This is a genomic window from Moraxella sp. ZY200743 (assembly GCF_050885545.1).
GTDB lineage: Bacteria > Pseudomonadota > Gammaproteobacteria > Pseudomonadales > Moraxellaceae > Moraxella > Moraxella haemolytica.
This window is the reverse complement of the sequence record NZ_CP091313.1, coordinates 1,896,663-1,914,387: the sequence shown is the minus strand read 5'-3', so window position 1 is coordinate 1,914,387 and position 17,725 is coordinate 1,896,663. Positions and strand designations below refer to the sequence as shown.

At 44.3% G+C, this 17,725-nt stretch carries 15 protein-coding genes and 3 tRNA genes; 3 read left to right on the top strand and 15 right to left on the bottom strand.

The genetic code is table 11. From position 1 onward, the window contains the following. Positions 1-301: 301 nt before the first annotated feature. Complete coding sequence (putP, locus tag L3D27_RS09460; protein ID WP_284673423.1) at positions 302-1,798, top strand: sodium/proline symporter PutP; 1,497 nt, start codon at positions 302-304, stop codon at positions 1,796-1,798. A 164-nt stretch (positions 1,799-1,962) separates the two neighbouring features. On the opposite strand, the gene L3D27_RS09455 is transcribed toward putP, so the two are convergent. The 6 genes from L3D27_RS09455 to L3D27_RS09430 form a co-directional block, all read right to left on the bottom strand. Then, a complete protein-coding gene (locus L3D27_RS09455; protein WP_432481035.1) occupies positions 1,963-2,916 on the bottom strand; it encodes a ribose-phosphate pyrophosphokinase in 954 nt (317 codons plus the stop codon). A 187-nt stretch (positions 2,917-3,103) separates the two neighbouring features. After that, positions 3,104-3,179: transfer RNA gene (locus L3D27_RS09450), tRNA-Gln, on the bottom strand. A gap of 30 nt (positions 3,180-3,209) precedes the next feature. Next, positions 3,210-3,285, bottom strand: a tRNA-Gln gene (locus L3D27_RS09445). Positions 3,286-3,406: 121 nt separating this feature from the next. After that, positions 3,407-4,288: a 4-(cytidine 5'-diphospho)-2-C-methyl-D-erythritol kinase gene (ispE, locus tag L3D27_RS09440; protein ID WP_373628815.1), complete on the bottom strand. Its 882-nt coding sequence runs from the start codon at positions 4,286-4,288 to the stop codon at positions 3,407-3,409. A 1-nt stretch (position 4,289) separates the two neighbouring features. Further along, positions 4,290-4,877 (bottom strand): lipoprotein insertase outer membrane protein LolB, encoded by a 588-nt coding sequence (locus tag L3D27_RS09435; protein WP_432481034.1) that lies wholly within the window; start codon positions 4,875-4,877, stop codon positions 4,290-4,292. Positions 4,878-4,950: 73 nt separating this feature from the next. Then, positions 4,951-6,912, bottom strand: a complete 1,962-nt coding sequence (locus L3D27_RS09430; RefSeq protein WP_432481033.1) for a tetratricopeptide repeat protein — start codon at positions 6,910-6,912, stop codon at positions 4,951-4,953. A 228-nt stretch (positions 6,913-7,140) separates the two neighbouring features. Here L3D27_RS09430 and hemA point away from each other — a divergent pair, with 228 nt between their 5' ends. Together hemA and L3D27_RS09420 are read left to right on the top strand one after the other, a co-directional pair. Beyond that, on the top strand, positions 7,141-8,472 hold the full coding sequence (gene hemA / locus L3D27_RS09425) for a glutamyl-tRNA reductase (protein WP_284673418.1): 1,332 nt from the start codon (positions 7,141-7,143) through the stop codon (positions 8,470-8,472). A gap of 131 nt (positions 8,473-8,603) precedes the next feature. Then, a complete protein-coding gene (locus L3D27_RS09420) occupies positions 8,604-9,731 on the top strand; it encodes an aminotransferase class V-fold PLP-dependent enzyme (protein ID WP_432481032.1) in 1,128 nt (375 codons plus the stop codon). A gap of 166 nt (positions 9,732-9,897) precedes the next feature. On the opposite strand, the gene L3D27_RS09415 is transcribed toward L3D27_RS09420, so the two are convergent. The 9 genes from L3D27_RS09415 to L3D27_RS09375 all read right to left on the bottom strand — a co-directional run bounded on the left by L3D27_RS09415 (position 9,898) and on the right by L3D27_RS09375 (position 17,700). Then, positions 9,898-9,988 (bottom strand) — tRNA-Ser (locus L3D27_RS09415). Between the two features lie 48 nt (positions 9,989-10,036). Continuing rightward, a complete protein-coding gene (locus L3D27_RS09410; RefSeq protein ID WP_432481031.1) occupies positions 10,037-10,660 on the bottom strand; it encodes a DedA family protein in 624 nt (207 codons plus the stop codon). Between the two features lie 238 nt (positions 10,661-10,898). Then, positions 10,899-11,435: a TIGR02594 family protein gene (locus L3D27_RS09405; RefSeq protein ID WP_432480822.1), complete on the bottom strand. Its 537-nt coding sequence runs from the start codon at positions 11,433-11,435 to the stop codon at positions 10,899-10,901. Between the two features lie 26 nt (positions 11,436-11,461). Continuing rightward, positions 11,462-11,779, bottom strand: coding sequence for a phage holin family protein (locus L3D27_RS09400; protein WP_373628935.1), 318 nt, complete (start codon positions 11,777-11,779; stop codon positions 11,462-11,464). A 106-nt stretch (positions 11,780-11,885) separates the two neighbouring features. Then, positions 11,886-12,533 carry a hypothetical protein gene (locus L3D27_RS09395; RefSeq protein ID WP_432480821.1) on the bottom strand — a complete coding sequence of 216 codons (648 nt, stop codon included), beginning with the start codon at positions 12,531-12,533 and terminating at the stop codon, positions 11,886-11,888. Continuing rightward, a complete protein-coding gene (locus tag L3D27_RS09390) occupies positions 12,497-12,958 on the bottom strand; it encodes a hypothetical protein (protein ID WP_432480820.1) in 462 nt (153 codons plus the stop codon). Before L3D27_RS09390 ends, L3D27_RS09395 begins: the two co-directional genes overlap by 37 nt. Beyond that, positions 12,955-13,314, bottom strand: a complete 360-nt coding sequence (locus L3D27_RS09385; protein ID WP_373628933.1) for a hypothetical protein — start codon at positions 13,312-13,314, stop codon at positions 12,955-12,957. Before L3D27_RS09385 ends, L3D27_RS09390 begins: the two co-directional genes overlap by 4 nt. After that, positions 13,311-15,788: a phage tail tip fiber protein gene (locus L3D27_RS09380; RefSeq protein WP_432481030.1), complete on the bottom strand. Its 2,478-nt coding sequence runs from the start codon at positions 15,786-15,788 to the stop codon at positions 13,311-13,313. The genes L3D27_RS09385 and L3D27_RS09380 overlap by 4 nt, the downstream gene beginning before the upstream one ends. Then, on the bottom strand, positions 15,703-17,700 hold the full coding sequence (locus L3D27_RS09375) for a host specificity protein J (RefSeq protein WP_432481029.1): 1,998 nt from the start codon (positions 17,698-17,700) through the stop codon (positions 15,703-15,705). Before L3D27_RS09375 ends, L3D27_RS09380 begins: the two co-directional genes overlap by 86 nt. Positions 17,701-17,725 lie beyond the last annotated feature (25 nt).

Sequence of the window (17,725 nt, the reverse complement as noted above, 5' to 3'; positions counted from 1 at the left end):
CAAAATATTATACTAAAAAATTACTTCATTGGCAAAGAAAATTGTGCTTGATTGATATTTTGATGATAAAAAGTGCAATATTTTAATGATTACTTAGGATTATTGAGAAAATATCTCATTTAAAGTAATAACTTTGATGGTTTTTTGTTATATAATATGCTGGTTTGTTACAATGGCATTGTTGTCAAATTGTTCATCTGTTTGATTGTTAATCTCATAATGGCTGACAATGATGTGTAAAAACTGTTTTATTATTCATTAATTTATTTAATTCTTGCTTTATATATAAAAGGAGTGTGCCATGGCTCATGTGGCTACTGGTATGTGGATTTCATTGGCGGCTTATTTCATTTTGATGATAGCCATTGGAGTTTATGCCTATTTTAAACAAAGAAACGATGTTGAAGGCTATATGCTTGGCGGTCGTAACCTAAGTCCTGCTGTGGCGGCACTATCAGCAGGTGCTTCTGATATGTCAGGTTGGCTGTTGCTTGGTTTACCAGGATATATGTATGCGTCAGGTATTGTTAGTTTTTGGATTGCAGGTGGTTTGACCATCGGTGCATTTGTCAATTATCTGCTTGTTGCTCCACGCTTGCGTGTTTATACTGAGCTTGCGGACAATGCGATTACTCTACCTGATTTTTTTGCCAATCGTTTTGAGGATTCATCGCACGCACTGCGTCTAATGTCGGCATTGGTGGTAATTTTGTTCTTTACTGTCTATACAGCGGCGAGCTTGGTTGGTGGTGGCAAGCTGTTTGAGAACTCACTGGGTCTGTCGTATGAATTGGGTCTGTGGGTAACGGCAGGCGTGGTTGTGGCTTATACACTATTTGGTGGTTTCTTGGCAGTCTCTTTGACAGACTTTGTGCAAGGTGTCATCATGCTAATTGCCATGTTGCTTGTGCCTTTTGTGGCATTTAATGAAGTGGGTGGTATCTCAAACAGCGTCAGCGTGGCACAATCAATAAACCCTGAGCTTTTTAATATCATGAGTGGTGTTACGGTCATGGGTGCGATTTCGTTAGCGGCTTGGGGTTTGGGCTATTTTGGTCAGCCACACATCATTGTGCGTTTTATGGCACTTCGCTCACATAAAGATGTGCCTGTGGCATGCACCATTGGCATGGGTTGGATGATTCTAAGCCTGATGGGGGCGTTGATGGTTGGTTTGTCTGGCATGGTATATGTTCACAATAAAGGCATGCAGTTGGACGACGCAGAGACTATTTTCCTTGTGTTCTCACAAATCTTATTTCACCCCCTTATTTCAGGCTTTCTGATGGCAGCGATTTTGGCCGCTATTATGAGTACTATCTCAAGTCAGTTGCTTGTGGTATCTAGCTCTTTGACTCGTGATGTGTATAAGCTATTCTTAAATAAAGAAGCATCAGAAGCCAACCAAGTGATGATTGGTCGTCTGTCAGTCGTCATCGTGGCATTGGTGGCTATTTTCATTGCAGGTGATAAGAACAGCTCGGTGCTTGAGTTGGTATCACACGCTTGGGCGGGCTTTGGTGCGGCATTTGGTCCGTTGGTGTTGTTTAGCTTGATGTGGAAACGCATGAACCGTCATGGTGCATTGGCAGGCATGATAGTCGGTGCTTTGACCGTGATTGTATGGGTGTATGGTGGCTTTGAGATTGGTGGTAAGCCTGCCAATGATGCCATCTACTCTATCATGCCAGGCTTTGTGTTTAGTGCGATTGCGACTGTAGTAGTTAGTCTGATGACTGCTCCACCAAAAGCTGAAATCACTTCTCGTTTTGAGCAAATGCAAAGAATGCTAAAATAATCTAAGCAAGCCGTTAAAAAATACCGCAGTTGTCATTGCGGTATTTTTTATGGTCGCTAGATTCATGCTAGGTCAGTTAGAAGCTGATGCATGCGAAACAATCATCAAAACAAGAGACTAAAAAACCCATCATCAGATGGGTTTTTGATAGAAAGTCTGATGGATTAAGCGTTGTAATCAAACAATGCACTGATAGACTCTTCGTTATTGATACGGCGTAGACTTTCAGCCAGTAACGAGGCGATACTGACTTGACGAATTTTTGAACAGGCTTTGGCTGACTCTGACAGAGGAATGGTGTCGGTAACAACAATCTCATCAAGAGCAGAGTTGCTAATATTATCAATCGCTTTGCCTGATAGTACAGGGTGGGTGATGTAGCCAACCACACGGCGAGCACCATTGTCTTTTAGGGCTTGGGCTGCTTTGCACAGTGTGCCTGCGGTATCAACGATGTCATCAATAATGACACAATCACGACCACTGACATCGCCGATGATGTGCATGACTTGGGATTCGTTGGCACGAGCACGGCGTTTGTCAATAATAGCAAGGTCGGCATCGCCTAGCAGTTTTGCCATAGCACGAGCACGCACCACACCACCTACATCAGGTGAGACAACCATTAGGTTGCCGTAGTTTTGTTGTTTTAGGTCGCTTAATAGAACAGGAGTGCCGTACAGATTATCAACAGGAATGTCAAAGAAGCCTTGGATTTGGTCGGCGTGCAAATCAACAACCATCACACGGTCAATGCCAGAGATGGATAGCATATCCGCCACAACCTTAGCAGAAATTGGCACACGAGCTGAACGAGGTCGGCGGTCTTGGCGTGCATAACCAAAATAAGGAATCACGGCAGTGATACGACCTGCACTAGAACGGCGAAGGGCATCGGCAAGCAAAACCACTTCCATCAGGTTGTCATTGGTTGGGACGCAGGTCGGCTGTAGAATAAAAACATCTTTGCCACGAACATTTTCCTTGATTTCTATGGCGATTTCTCCATCAGAAAAGCGAGTAATGTCCGCTTTGTTCAAAGGGATATGTAGGTGGTCAGCGACAGTCTGGGCAAGCTGTGGGTTGGCATTACCTGTAAAGATGGCCATATATGACATATGATAATCCTGTAAAAGGCTAAAAGAATGATTGCTGTCTATTTTAGCATTTTTTACGGTAATTTTGCAGAGTTTTGCTAAATTTTTCTTGTAACAATGAAAGGTTTTTTTGGTGTGATTATTGAGATGATAAACAAAAAAGCCAACTCCGAAGAATTGGCTTTATTGCTCAAGCTAGGCTTGAATATGGCAGAGGTAGCTGGACTCGAACCAACGAATGTCAGGATCAAAACCTGATGCCTTACCAACTTGGCGATACCCCTAGAAAAAGTTTTTTAAAAACTTTTAAAAAATGGCAGAGGCGGCTGGACTCGAACCAACGAATGTCAGGATCAAAACCTGATGCCTTACCAACTTGGCGACGCCCCTATATAGGCGGATAATTATACCGAATAATTTATATTATGCAAGTGTTTTTTTAAAAAAATTTAAATTTTTTTAAAATTTTTTTAGGTTTGTGGTCTTGTTGGCTTTTTTTATGTGTTTTGGTTTAGTAGCCGTACAAACTTTGGCAGATGATGGCACGACAAGGGGCGTTGCTGACTAAGTGTTGTGCTTGTGATTGCAACTGCTTGGATAAGGGTAAAAATACCGCACTGCCCGTGCCTGTCATGCGGGCACAAAATTTGTCATCATCTGTATCTTTGATGGCGTGCAGATAGTCCATCGCCTGTTTGATGGTTTGGCTGTGATTGATGGCGATGGATTCAAAGCAGTTATAAAAACCGTCAGACAGTCGTCCATCAAATTGTTCGTATCGGCGTTGTAGGTCGTCCATGATTGGCGTATCTTTGATGAGGTGAGGGTGTCTAAAAAAATGTGCCGTTGCTAGGTGTATGTTAGGCATGAGCAATAGGTATTGACGAGTCGGTAAGCTAATCGGCGAAAGTAGTTCGCCAATGCCTGTGGCGATGGCATCTGTCCGATGAAAATGAGCAAAAATAAAAAATGGCACATCAGCACCAAGCGTAGCAGCGATATCAATGAGGGTTTGGCAGTCAAGATTGAGTTGCCAAAGTTGGTTGATGGCGATGAGCGTGGTTGCACAGTTTGATGACCCACCGCCAAGACCTGCCCCTGTGGGGATATGCTTGCTGAGTGTGATGTGTACGGCTTTGGCGTGGCTTGGGTAGGATTGTGCCAATGTGTGTACTGCCTTGACTATGAGATTGTCATCAAGGCGTTCTGTCAGATGCTCGCCACCAATGAGCTGAACAAGTTTGTCATCATCGTGTAGCCGAAAGGTCAGCTCATCGCCAAAATCTAGCGTGCGAAACACGCTTTGTAGATTGTGATAGCCGTCTGCTCTTTGACCTGTGATGTGTAAAAAAAGGTTAATCTTGGCAGGGGAGAATAGAGTTAATGTGGTCATGTCAGTTGCCATGAATGATACTCATGATGATGCGATGACCGTCTGTGTGCGTGATACGCAGACGATTTGGCAGATTGCCTTTGTATTCAAATGTTGCTATCCAGTCGTTATTGACTGCTTGAGCAAGCCGTCCCTTATCATCGTACTGATGATCGCTATCGCTTGGGGCAGTTTTGCCAATTATCCAATAGGGGAGCTGACTGATGGGGGCTTGCCAGCCTGTAACTTGAGTTAGCAGTTCTTCTGGCGAATCTGCATGAATGCTTCTTATGCGTTGGTTGTGCAATGTGGCGGTTTTGCCATCAAAGCTGATGGTGGTTGCACCAATGCCAAGTGCCCCTGTCAAATCAATGGCGAAACGCTCGCCTTCTTGTACCCATGCATAAAAGGCAGTGCCCGACTGGCTGTTGTCAGCCGAGATGGTAATCATACCAATTTTGCCAGTAATATTAAACTGTATGGGGGCGTTGATGGTGGCTGTGGTTGTTGGTGTGTTTTTTGGTAATGTTTGACAGCCTGCCATCACAGTCAGAAGGCATGATGCCATAACCATTTGGGCTGTCTTTAGTGTTGTTTTTGTTAAGAGCATGAATATTCCTATAATCAGTCGGCAAATAATAGATAAAAGCTGATGGGCGTGTTTTGATGAATGAGTTTTAGGGTTAGTAGCTTTGTATGGCAGGTTCACTGGTTGGCGTACCAGACTCTTGGTTGAAGCCGTATGTATTCTGTAGTTCGGCGAGTAGCTTTTGTACCATGTTGTCATCGCCAAGCCCCTGATAGGCTCTGAGTAGCAATATGCCTGCATTTAGGTCAAGTGAGACCTCATACGGTGCTTGCAGATGGTCAATGACGGCATGGTAGTTACCCTTAATTAAGGCGTTTTCACTTAATAAAATCAAGGCTTGTAACTGCAATTCTTTATCGTATAGTGGGTCATTGGCACGAATGTCTATAATCGCCTTGACGGTCGTGAGTGCTTGCTGGTCGTCAGGATTTTGTTTTAAGATGAGTTTGGCTTGTTCTAGTTGATAATTTGGATTAAAGCCATCGAGTTGCACCAACTTATCCATCGCCAAGCGTTTTTCTTCATCGCTAAGCTCATTTTCAAGTAGCTGATAACTGGCAAAAAGTAGGCGGTCGTCATCAGGATATTGACGATTGGCGGTGCTTAGTAGGTCTTTGGCGGTGTCGATATTGCCTTGCCTTAGGTAAATTTCTGCTTGTAGGATGTAGCTGTCGGCTGCGTACATCTGATACTCATCTCTTAAGCGTATCAAGGTTGATATGGCTGCATTGACATTGTTTTCAAGCAGATAAAAGCCAACCACTTTGGTGCGAGCATCTAGTACATTATCATCATTTTTGACTCGTTCGTAATGATGTCTGGCTTGTACAAAATCACCCAGTCGCTCATGACCGATGCCTAGATAATAGTGAGCTTGACTAGAAAAGATAGGATTTTTGACCAGTGGTATCAAAATCTCAATGGCATGACGATACTCGCCAATATCAAGACCAACCAAACCTGCCAACAGTATGACATCAGGGTTTTGGGTGTGTTTGTTGGCTTCAAGCAGTAACCGCCAAGCATTGCTTAGGTCGCCTTGATTGATGAGATGGCGGATCTCATATAGATATAGCGAGGTTTCTTGGGGTAGGGTGCGTCGCTTGGTGTGTAGGAATGACCATAGTTCGTCTAGGCGACCTGCGGTATTTAGAATATCAAGTTTTAGATTGATAAAAGCCAGATTGTTTGGTTCGCTTTTTAGGGATTCGTTGATATGTAGCAATGCAGCATCGTGTTCATTAAGACGCATTAACAGACCTGCACGCAAAGCCGCAACAGAGCTGTTGTTGCTTTGAATGTATTGTAATGCATCAAACAACTCTCTTTGGTCGGTAGGGTTGTTAGGAAAAATGCTGATAAAGATTTGAGATAAGTCTGTTCTGGGGTCGTATTGTAGTACTGCTGCAAGCATCTGTACCGCTTGGTTGTAGGCTTTGGCTTTTAGGGCAAGGTGCGTTACATAGAACCAAGCAGGAATGTGGTCAGGATTTTGGGATTGCCAAGCGGCGGCAAAGGCGAGCGACTCTTTAGGCTGTTCATATTCAATGGATAGACTTAAGGCACGCTCAAAAATGGCGGTGGCATTTTGTTTAAAAGACTCTACCTTGTAGATGGCAAGGGCTGTTGCCACATCACCACGATCAGCGGCAAACTCTGCTGTTAATAATGCCTGCAAATCAGGTACATTTAAATCGTTGGTTAAGCCATCGCTTAGTAAAATTTCTGAAAAACCATCATTGATAAGCGGATAATGACTGTCATCGCCATCGTCAATGAACTGCTCATCGCCGACATCAACATTCATCTCATCTAGGGCGTCGTCATTTGGCAGTGGTTGTTGTTCTTTGTTCTTTTTATAAAAAGGCAGTAGTACTTTTAGTAGGGGGTCAAATACCCCTGCTTGAGCAGGTCTGGCAACACAAACAACAAGACTTAGACAAATGACTATTGCTACCGTTTTTTGGCGAGTAATTTTTTTGCCAAAACGAGGTATAGGCAACCTAATGCCGCCGTGTTGGGTGGGGTAAGTAATTTGCCAAAATTTTTGCTTCATAACCACTTCATCATAGGCTGACTGCCTATCTATCTCTTGCACTTATTATAAAAGGATTTTGAATAAGTGCAAGAGATATGTCAAGCGTGAACGATATTTAAGTTTAAATTGATCAATTTTATGCTTTTGTGCTTAATTATAGGCAATCTTGTTACAAATTCTTAAAAAGCTGTTATAATAAATAATTTAGCCTCATTTTGATTGCCATCAATAACTTAAGTTAGCAAAATGAAATTAGCCGTCATCGGAGTCAATCATAAAACCGCCCCTGTGGCACTTCGTGAGAAGTTGTCGTTTGGGCGTGATTTGTCGCACGCCATTGCCGAATTACGAGCATTGACCGATGGTTCGGTGATTGTTTCTACCTGCAACCGCAGTGAAATCTATGTCAAATTACCCAGTGATGCCCTGTGTGCAGAGGTGATAGATGATGAAGATGCACCCATCAGTGAGGCGACCCAAAAAATCAAGGCTTGGTTGGCAGATTTTAAGGGTTTGCCACTTGAACACATCAGTCCGTTTTTATATGTTTATGAAAATAATAGAGCATTAAATCATTGGCTGAGGGTGGCAGCAGGGCTAGACTCGATGATCTTGGGCGAACCGCAGATTTTGGGGCAAATTAGACAGGCGGTCGCCTTATCTCGTGAGTATGGTGGCATGGGGCAGGGTTTTGATTGGCTAACCCAACAGGTCTTTGCTGCGGCACGAGCGGTGCGTCGTGATACAAAAGTGGGTGCACAGGCGGTTACGCTTGGTTTTGCTACCGCTAAGTTAGTAACGCAGGTTTTTGATCAGCCAAACCAATTAACCTTTATGCTGGTGGCGGCAGGCGAGATGAATCGTTTGGTGGCACACAATGTGGCATCTTTAGGCATGGCAAAAATTATTATTGCCAATCGTAGCCATGAGCGAGCCAAGAATCTAGCAGATGAGCTACATGAAATGGCACGGACGGCAGGCCGCACGGTAGAGATTCAGCTTGTATCCATCAATGAGATCGGTGAGTATCTACATCACGCTGATGTGATGAGTAGCTGTAGTGGTAGTATGGATACGCTCATCAGTCATGAGATGGTGAAGGTTGCCTTAAAAACTCGCCGTCATCGTCCAATGTTGATGGTGGATTTGGCAGTACCTCGTGATATTGAGCCAAAAGTGGGCAGTCTTGATGATGTCTATCTGTATTCTGTAGATGATTTGCAACATGTCATCGCAGGGAATTTGGAAGAGCGAAAACAAGCGGCGGTAGAGGCTGAGCTGATGGTCAGTCAGCTGGTGCTGGATATTGAACATCAGATGCAAGTGCAGGTGGCACGCACGCAAATCACCCATTATCGGCAGATTGCCCAATCACATAAAGACAGATTGCTAAAAATCGCCTTAGCTCGCCTAGATGATGGAGATGATGCTCATCAGGTGATGACGCAATTTGCCCACGCACTTACGCAGACACTGACACACGCCCCATCAAGACTAATCCGTGATACTGCTCAAAACAGTGACCCTGATGTGCTAGAGATGATAACAGATACCTTAAATCATGCCTATCGTGAGTGAGACTCTATCTTATTGGAAAATTTGGACTGGTCAATCTCAACCATTTGTAAAAACAAGTGGTTGATTTTTTTGATTAAGCTTGATACATTGATGAAGATTGGATTGTCCAAATTCTTGACAAGGAGAACAAGATGCCCGCTTTAAGAAATGATATTGACCCTGATGGATTGCTGGAGTATTCGGTAGTCTATACTGACCGAGCCTTAAATCATATGTCTAAGGAATTTCAGGGGGTTATGCGAGATTTGTCCGCAGAATTAAAATCGCTATACCAAGCTGATGCGGTCGCCATCGTGCCAGGTTCTGGGACTTCTGGCATGGAGGCGGTGGTGCGTGCCTTTGCTAAGGACAAAGAGGTCATGATTATCCGTAATGGCTGGTTTAGCTATCGTTGGACGCAGATTTTGGAGGCGACGGATGTAGCAAGGTCAAGCAAGGTGTTTTGTGCCAATCATGCAGAAGCAACACAGGCAGTATTTTTCCCTGCCAATATTGATGAGGTAACCGCCTTTGTTCGTGAGAACAGACCTCAGGTTGTGTTTGCACCGCATGTTGAGACGGCCTCTGGCATGATGCTGACCGATGCGTACATTAAGGCATTAGGTGAAGCGGTGCATGAGGTGGGTGGTATCTTGGTGATTGACTGCATTGCTTCTGGCTGTATTTGGCTTGACATGAAAGCACTTGGTATTGATGTGCTAATCAGTGCACCACAAAAAGGCTTATCTAGCACGCCCTGTGCCGGACTTGTGATGATGAATAAGCAAGCAAAAGAGATGGCACTAAATAGCACACCAAGCAGTTTCTCTCTTGATTTAAAGGCGTGGATTAATATCATAACAGCTTATGAAAATGGGGGTCATGCCTATCATGCCACCATGCCAACTGATGGACTTAAACAGTTAAGAGAGGCACTTTTTGAGGCGAAAGCGGTTGGTTATGATGTCCTAAAATCCGCTCAAGTCAAATTGGGTAAAGATATCTTAAAAGTACTCAATGATAAAGGTATTTGCAGTGTTGCTCATCCTGAGTATCAAGCACGAGGTGTGGTCGTCTGCCATGCACCAAGTGAAGCGGTGCATAAAGGCGTGGCATTTGCCGAACAGGGTTTGCAGATTGCAGCAGGCACACCGCTACAGGTTGGTGAACCCGAGGGTTATCAGAGTTTTCGCATTGGGCTGTTTGGGCTTGATAAGCTGACGGACATCGAAGGAACTGTGGCACGATTTAAGGCAGCAGCAGATAAGGTGTTTGATTAACCAGTCATTCACTACTTAATCTAAGCCTGCTTAGTCAATACAAGCTGTGCCTATACTTGCGAATTACCCTTTTTGATTCATCAAACATAAAACCCCTGTAGCTCTTATTCTACAGGGGTTTTTTGATACGGCTTGCTATTGATTGGTTTTACCGTAAAATGTAGTTTGGCGGAGACGGAGGGATTCGAACCCTCGATACGCTATTAACGTATACACACTTTCCAGGCGTGCGCTTTCGACCACTCAGCCACGTCTCCAATTCATCTATTATAACAAATTTTTTCTCATTTGTCGTAAAAAATTCATCATTTATGATCAAAAAATACACTTCTGACTCGTCTGATGACGATAATAACAAAGGCGATGAGCAGAACAGAGACGACAGCTGTGCTGATGGGAGCGATGAACTCTTCAACCAATTCGTAATTTGCCCCAAGTGCATAGCCTGCATAAGCCAAGATAGCACTCCAAATGGCAGAGCCAAATGTAGTCAGTATCAAAAATGGTAGTAATGGCATACGAGCCATGCCTGCGGGAATGGAAATCAGTGAGCGAATGGCAGGAATCATTCGTCCAAAAAAGATAACAGATTTGCCATACTTATCAAACCAAGCCTGTGCGTCAACGATGTCACTGGGCTTAAGAAGAAAGTATTTGCCGTATTTTTTGGTGAGTCGGTGTAATCTATGCTCATCAAGCATTGTACCAAAGTAGTATAAAGGCAATGCACCAAGTACCGAGCCTAGCGTGCCAGCCATGATGACAGCAATAATATTCATCTGCCCCATGGCGGCAGCAAATCCTGCGGCAGGCATGATAAGCTCACTGGGAATGGGCGGGAAAACATTTTCTAAAAACATCATGAGAGTAACACCAAATAGACCTAATTTGTCCATTATCTCAAGTACCCAATCACTGATGAACTGCATTATTTATCACCGATAATAATAAAAATCAACCACTTGAGTGATTGATTTTATTAAAAATATATAAAAATATAGAAATTTGGTGGAGATGGCGACCACCGATTATTTTACATAAATCATTGATTTTTATAGATATTTTTAAAAATCATCTGATTTTGTGTGGGTTCTGTGTGTGGTTGCCACCAATCACTAAACTATATGCCTGCTATTATAGCAAGTAAAACGGAGATTGACAAATATTTCAAGCCTCATTCTTACTTACCTTGCCATCGCTGGCGAGTACAGGCAACGCAAACCGATGTGTCGCAGGCATAGACTGTGTACCACACCAGCGATAAGCCAGGACACGAGATGGTGAGAAAGGTTTGATATTTACTTGATTACTTTGGTTTCCACCAAGCACCATAATATTACCATGCTTATCTCTACCAACACAAAACCCTACATGACCACCACCATTGCGACTAAACACCACCACGCAGCCATAAGCGGGGTTATTGAGCTTACTGCCTGCCGTCACCCATGAACGAGCCAATGGGAAAGATTTTGGAATGTGATGCGACAATCCTGCCTTTGCCATGACAAATGCGACAAATGCACCGCACCATGGTGTTTCGTCATTTTGCCATACTTTTTCTTTTAGGCGGTGGGCTTGATTTGTGGCAGTAAAGCCTGTTGTCCACATCTCCACCACCAATGGGTTGTGCTTGACCCCCTTGATTTCTTGTTGTCCGATGTACTGGCGGGCGATTTGCACCCATTTTAATTCATTTTTCATTTTTGTGCTCCAATAAAAAGCCCCAATCAGGGGCTAAATATATGATTGATTTTTTTGCCGATGGCATCGATGGCGTTACCGCCCAAGTGACCGCTGATGGCGACCGCCACCGCTGTCAATAGCGGCTCGGTCTCTAGGTATTCGCAGAGGTAGAATGTGACGAAGCCAGCGAATGCTGACACCATCAATTCCCCAACGAGCTTAATGAACACTACTGTAAGCTTCTCAGGCTTTCTTTGCTTGTTAAGTCGCCTAATGAACGCAACCAGTCCACCTGCCATCGCCAGCAGTCCCACCCATAGATAGGTGATGATGGTGTAGGTGGTTGGGTCTTTTTCGATCATAATTATTCCTATGTTCTGTCCACTGTGATGTTGAGCTTGATGTTGTGTTTCATTTTTTCTCCTTGGTTAATAAAAAAGCCCCATGGTTGAGATGGGGCGGTGGTGGTTATGGGGGTGGTGTTATGTCATGATGGCCTCCTGTGAATGGGAATGGTAGATTATCAATTTCAGAAAAATAAATATTTATTACATCATGATTAAATATTAGGTTTCTTGTTGTGAATTCTTGTTTTATATCTTTCACAGTACCATTTTGATTAATACGCTCAAATGTAGGTACAATCTTAATATGATTGCCATCAACACAGCCTACACACGCAAGCACCACGGGTGTCATAAAATGAGGGTAGGTTTCGCCTGCCGAAAATTCCAATTGATAGTACCCGTCATAATCACCAATCGCATTTGTCAGCTCGGTGGTATCATAAGGATAGTATCCGACTGATAGCTTTGGGCTTAATATACCAGCACAGCGTTTGGTAATACGTGCTGGCAACAACCTAGACAATGGCACGCCATGATTTTTTCGTTTGTCAATCATCGCTCGGTCGCTGCCTGTTTGATTGTTATAATAGTCCACACCATAATCATAATAATGTTCAACATGGCGAGTCAGCAGTCTAGCTTCATCACTCGATAGTAATTTAATATCACTGGGGATGTGTTGCCGTGTGGTTTTGGTCTGTAAAGACAATGGCACGCTACGAGAGCTAAATGTTACATTGCCCTGTCTGTCATACAGATTGATACCCACTTTATCCTCTTTGATGACATTAACATCAAAATGTAAATGTGAAATTTGGCAAGCTCAGCATCTGATAACCTGCCATTTGAATAAAACATCAGCCGTGCTATGCCATTGAAATAGCCTGTATTTAGATACACCACAGGATTACATTGACTACTTAAACCATCATAATACACCCCTGCAATGGGACTGATGGCATTGGGCAGGTCAATATAGTACATACAGTATTCAGGTGTGTAAATATCTGTATAACCTCTCCTCAATTTAGAATTAATAACTAAGCGTTTAGCTCTATACCAGTATTCTCTCTTATGTTTTTCAAAAGGTGTATCAAGTAATCTTGTTAACCTACCAGACTTAACAAAGCTAAATACAGCTTCATCACTATCTAATAATTTTTGACCTTGTTGATTAAAAGTTCTAAAACTCATACATACCCCCAGTAAAGTTTAATTGGTGGTTTTTGTTTATCGGCATTGCCTGCTTGTTCTGTACTGTATTCAAACCCTGAATTAGTGTAGTTAATATCGATACCCCAAAGATTGTAAGTATTCGTATAAACATACTCTTCTTCTACATCTTTAGCATCAGGAGGTACTGATAAATTATCATTACGAGACATATATACAGGCACGACAATGCGTGTCGTGCCTTGTGGGATGGTGTAATTAATACTCCGTCTTTCAGATGCACTAATTACTTTATTGCCGATAAATTTGGGATAACGACCTGTGATGTTGCTAATCTCACGACCGTCTCTATCCCATACTCTCAAACCACTTATCATCTGAATATCCCCAATTCTACTGCTTTTTTGCCTCGTGCTTTGTTGTACCAAACAATCAAGCCTTTTGAGTTAAGCTCCAAACTTGAACCATCACCAAATGTGTTGTTGAGCTCAAACCTGCCGTCTTTGAATAATCGCCAGCCTTGACGACCTGCAACATAGTTGTCAGATTGAATACTGTCGGCGATGTGCAGCATATTGATGGACGCTCGGGCAATACTGGCACTATTAAGCCACGCCCCCGCAGGGTAGCTTACACCATCGATGGTGGTAGTGCGGGTCGTAAACACAAACGGCTTTTTGGCACTCGTTGTCGCCCCAAAATAAATCTGGTCGGCATTGATGCCAAAACGGCTAGTAACACGACCGTTTGCCAGCTCACTCATAAGACCATAACCGCTGATAAAGCCGTTGTTATCCACTGTAACTGCTTTAATCGCACGCACGCCATTGACTGACCGCTGTACATCTCTGATGCTTGTGGTCTGACCGTTTAGGGTGGTATCTAACTGAGAGATACGCTCACTCAACGCACTGTCAGCACTTGTTACAGTCTGTTTAAGCTCTTGCAACTGTGCTTGTACGCTTTTATTTTGCTTTTGTACGCTCACTTCAAAGATACTTGCCCTTTGATAATATGGCAGACGGTTTAGTTTAAGGCGATTAAGTGCTGCGTTAACTTGTAGTTCACCAGTAAACACACCGTCAGCAGGATTATTGAGCGTAGTCAGCTGAACATTACTATCAGCATCAAGCACATAAATCGTCGTCAGATTAGTACTTGCTCGTACTGTAATCTTGATTGTCTCGTTTTGCACAGTTTGCGATAAGCTGTAATTAGCGATATTGTACGCTGTTGTGTTATTCACAGCGACTTTGCCGCTAATCACAATGTCATCGCCCCAGTCGGATTGGTTGCTTGCAAGCTCGGTTTGGATTTTGCTTAGTGCTTGATGGGCGTCAGACAATGACTGCTCAGCTGTGGCAAGTCGTGAGCTGGTGCTTGACTTGTTGCTTCGATAGTCAGTATCAAGCCGTCCGATACGCTCTGACAATGCACTGTCAGCTTGTGTGAGTGTGCGTTCAAGCGTACTAAGATTTGCAGCTGCTGTTCTATCAGCCTGCTTATAAGCTGTGTCTAACTGAGAGATACGCTCTGATAGTGAGCGTTCTGTGTCAGTTATTGTTTGACTTTGCGTTTCGATCTTAGCTGAGACATCAAGCAAAGCACCATCACGAACAGACAAGCTGACATTGTCTAATGTTACGCTAGAACTGTCACGATTGCTCGTGCGATAGATGTGCAAGCTGTTATTACCGCCATTACCAACAACCCAATCTAACTCGTGCGGTGTGCCGTCTGCTACAATCTCGCCTATGCGATTTGCACCGCTTGCTGATGAGTTGTACACAAGCACTCTTTGGGTCGGTGTTGTCGTTGCTTTGACAACAACTTTTTGATTGTTTTTGAGCGAACGAGAAATCGGATAAGAGCCTAGCAGAAAACGGGTTGTTGTTTTTGGGCTAGTATCACTAAGCAGATTTTCGCCATTCATCGCATCGTTGAATCGTGATGTTAGACGCTCAACACTTGTCGCTTGATTGTCTTGGGTCTGCTTAATCGTTGTAATCTCACTTGTTGCATTATCTGACTGCGTTTTAAGCTGTCTATATTTTTGCGTTAAATCCCCAGTTGTTACCCCCAATTCACGGATTGATGAGGTATGAGACCCCACGGTTTGGGTAAGATTAGCGATTTCTTGACTTTTGGCATTTTTATCACGCATGAGCTCATCAATGCTGCGGTTTAACTGGGGCAATCGTGCGTTGGCTTGTTGCACCGCTTGCTCAATGCTAGGGATTTTGGCGTTGAACAGATTGATCTTGCCATCAAACGCATCAATCTTAGCAATCGGCTCCCTGAGTGCACGGTCTAGATGACTCTCACTGATCTGACCACTGATTAAGTCCAGCACTTTGGCGGCATCTGATGATGTCGTGCCACTTATCCAGTCTGTCCAATCTGATGTATTGCCCAATTTATCTACAATTCTGGCACGGTAAAACTGGGTCAAGTTGCCCTGTAAGCCTGTAATCGTGTGGCTGTTGGTCGGATAACTAAATACCGCCAGCGTAGCAATGTTTGCTTGTCCGTCAGGGCTTATTTGAATCTCTGTATAATTGGTGTCTTCTGAGCCGTGATTAAATATCCAGTCAAGGTACATACTAAACAGACCGCCTTTTACTTTAAATAAATACAGTTTTGGCGGTTTGCCTTGTTTGCCTTGAATTTGTGTAACCACACTCACGCCAAGCTGACTTTCATTATCAAAGGCATCCACCGCACGCACTCGTGCTTGATAGTTGCCAGCATATACGCCATCAATATCAAGGCTTTGGCTGGCGATTTTTTGAGATTGCCATGCGTTGTCGTCTTTTCGCCACTCCACAATGTACGCCACCGCACCTGCCACCTGCCACCTGCTCCCAGTTGATAGACAGCGTGGTAATGGCTTGTCCTTGATGGGTGCGAGTGTGTGCGGTCAGCGTGATGTTTTGTGGGGCATCTAGCGTGTGTGCCTTGATGATAGAGACTGGCTTTGACGGCGTACGAACCACTTTATCCGATGCACTAAATTTGGCAGTTTCGTATTGCAAGGCGGTAAAGGCAAAGGTCGCATCATCATTTTGTGTGATGCTCATCACACGATAGGTTCGTGGGGCAAGGTCGCTACTTGTGATTGCCCAGATTTGTCCTGCTTGTCCGATTGCCTTATCCAGCGTGATTTGTGTGCCTTTGATGGCGGTGATTTTAGCCATCTTATCGCCCACCGTCAGCATATCGCCTACTTTGCCTGCCGTTCTGTCTAGCGTGATGGTTTTGCCACCCACAGACACAATACGCCCTGATTGATAGCGACCTGCACGGTGGTTGTCCGCCACTTGGATAATCTCGCCCACTTTGGGGATAAAGCCGTCCAGCCCTGTGGCAAATGTTACCGTTTCGGTCTCTAACTGCTCACTGCTTAACGCCCATACTCCTGCACGGTGGGCTTGGGCGGCAGATGTACAGCCCATCATGTTTAACTCTAAGATATTGATGCCGTATTTGGCGATGGCGTATTCATCACGCACCCACACATAATCGGTGTTAAAGCCGTTGTTTGGGTCGTCATAGGCGACTTTGGCGATGCTGTGGCGAGCTTTTGCCCGTGTGCCTGTATAGCTAAACGCACCGCCTACGACATTGGCATTAGCAAAGGTATAAACGCTCTCTTTGGGCGTATCAGCATCCACGACAATCTGCGTGCCGTCCCAATAGCTCATCGCACGAAATACAGATGCTAAGTTTTGCAGCACACGATAAGCGTCATCGGCTTTTTGAATATAGACATTCACCGTAAAGCGTGGTTCTTTGCCGCCTTTGCCGTCATCGACCAGCTCATCACAGTACTGAGCAAGCTGATACAATGCCCATTTATCCACTTTTCCTGCCAAGCGTTCGCCCAAGCCATAGCGGCGAGCGGTGCAAATATCGTAAAACACCCATGCAGGGTTATTGGTGTATGCCATCTTAAAGCGTCCGTCCCAAAGCCCTGTATAAGTGCGTGTAATAGGGTCATAATTGTTCGGCACTTGGATAATCAAGCCACGCATACGCACCGCCACTTTGGCGATATTGCCAAAGGTTTCGGCATCGTATTTTAGGGCAAGTAGGGCGGTGCAAGGATAACGCAATTTAGCATCGATGACTTCGGTGATGGCAACGACATTCATCACATCGCCAATCAGCTCACTATCACGGTTGGGCGTGATACGGCGAACACGCACCGTCCAGCTGCGGCGTGCCTTGGGCAGATCGATGCGGTGGCTACGCTGATAGCCTTGACTGGCTTTGTCATTGATGGTGGTATTAAGTACAGTTTGCCACGCACCGCCATCGGTCTGTACATCGATGGCATAATCAATCTTATAACCGACAATATTGCCATCAGCTTTTTGTTCACGCAATCCATTCCAGCTAAGACGAATCACCACCGCTGACAGCTGGGTATTGGTCAAAGACTTGGTATAAGGGCGGTCAGAACGAAGCTCCACACCGATGTTTTGTTCATTTTCTACCGATGAAAAGCCCTTGATGTGTTCTTGATCAATCGTGCCTGTGCGAAACTGCCAAGAAATGCCGTCAAAGTTGGGTTGTCCATTCTCATTGATGATGGGCGTGCCGTCTAATTTGATGGATTTACCGCCATCTACCAAGCCTGCCACTTCGCCTTCGGATAAGCCGTAGAGTATCTGGGCGATGTTACTGCTAGCGGTGGTGTCTTTGGCAATATTGGGTTTTTGGCTGCCGCCTTTTTGTTTTTTTGCACCGTGGATTTGCATGATTTGCTCCATAAAAAAACACCCC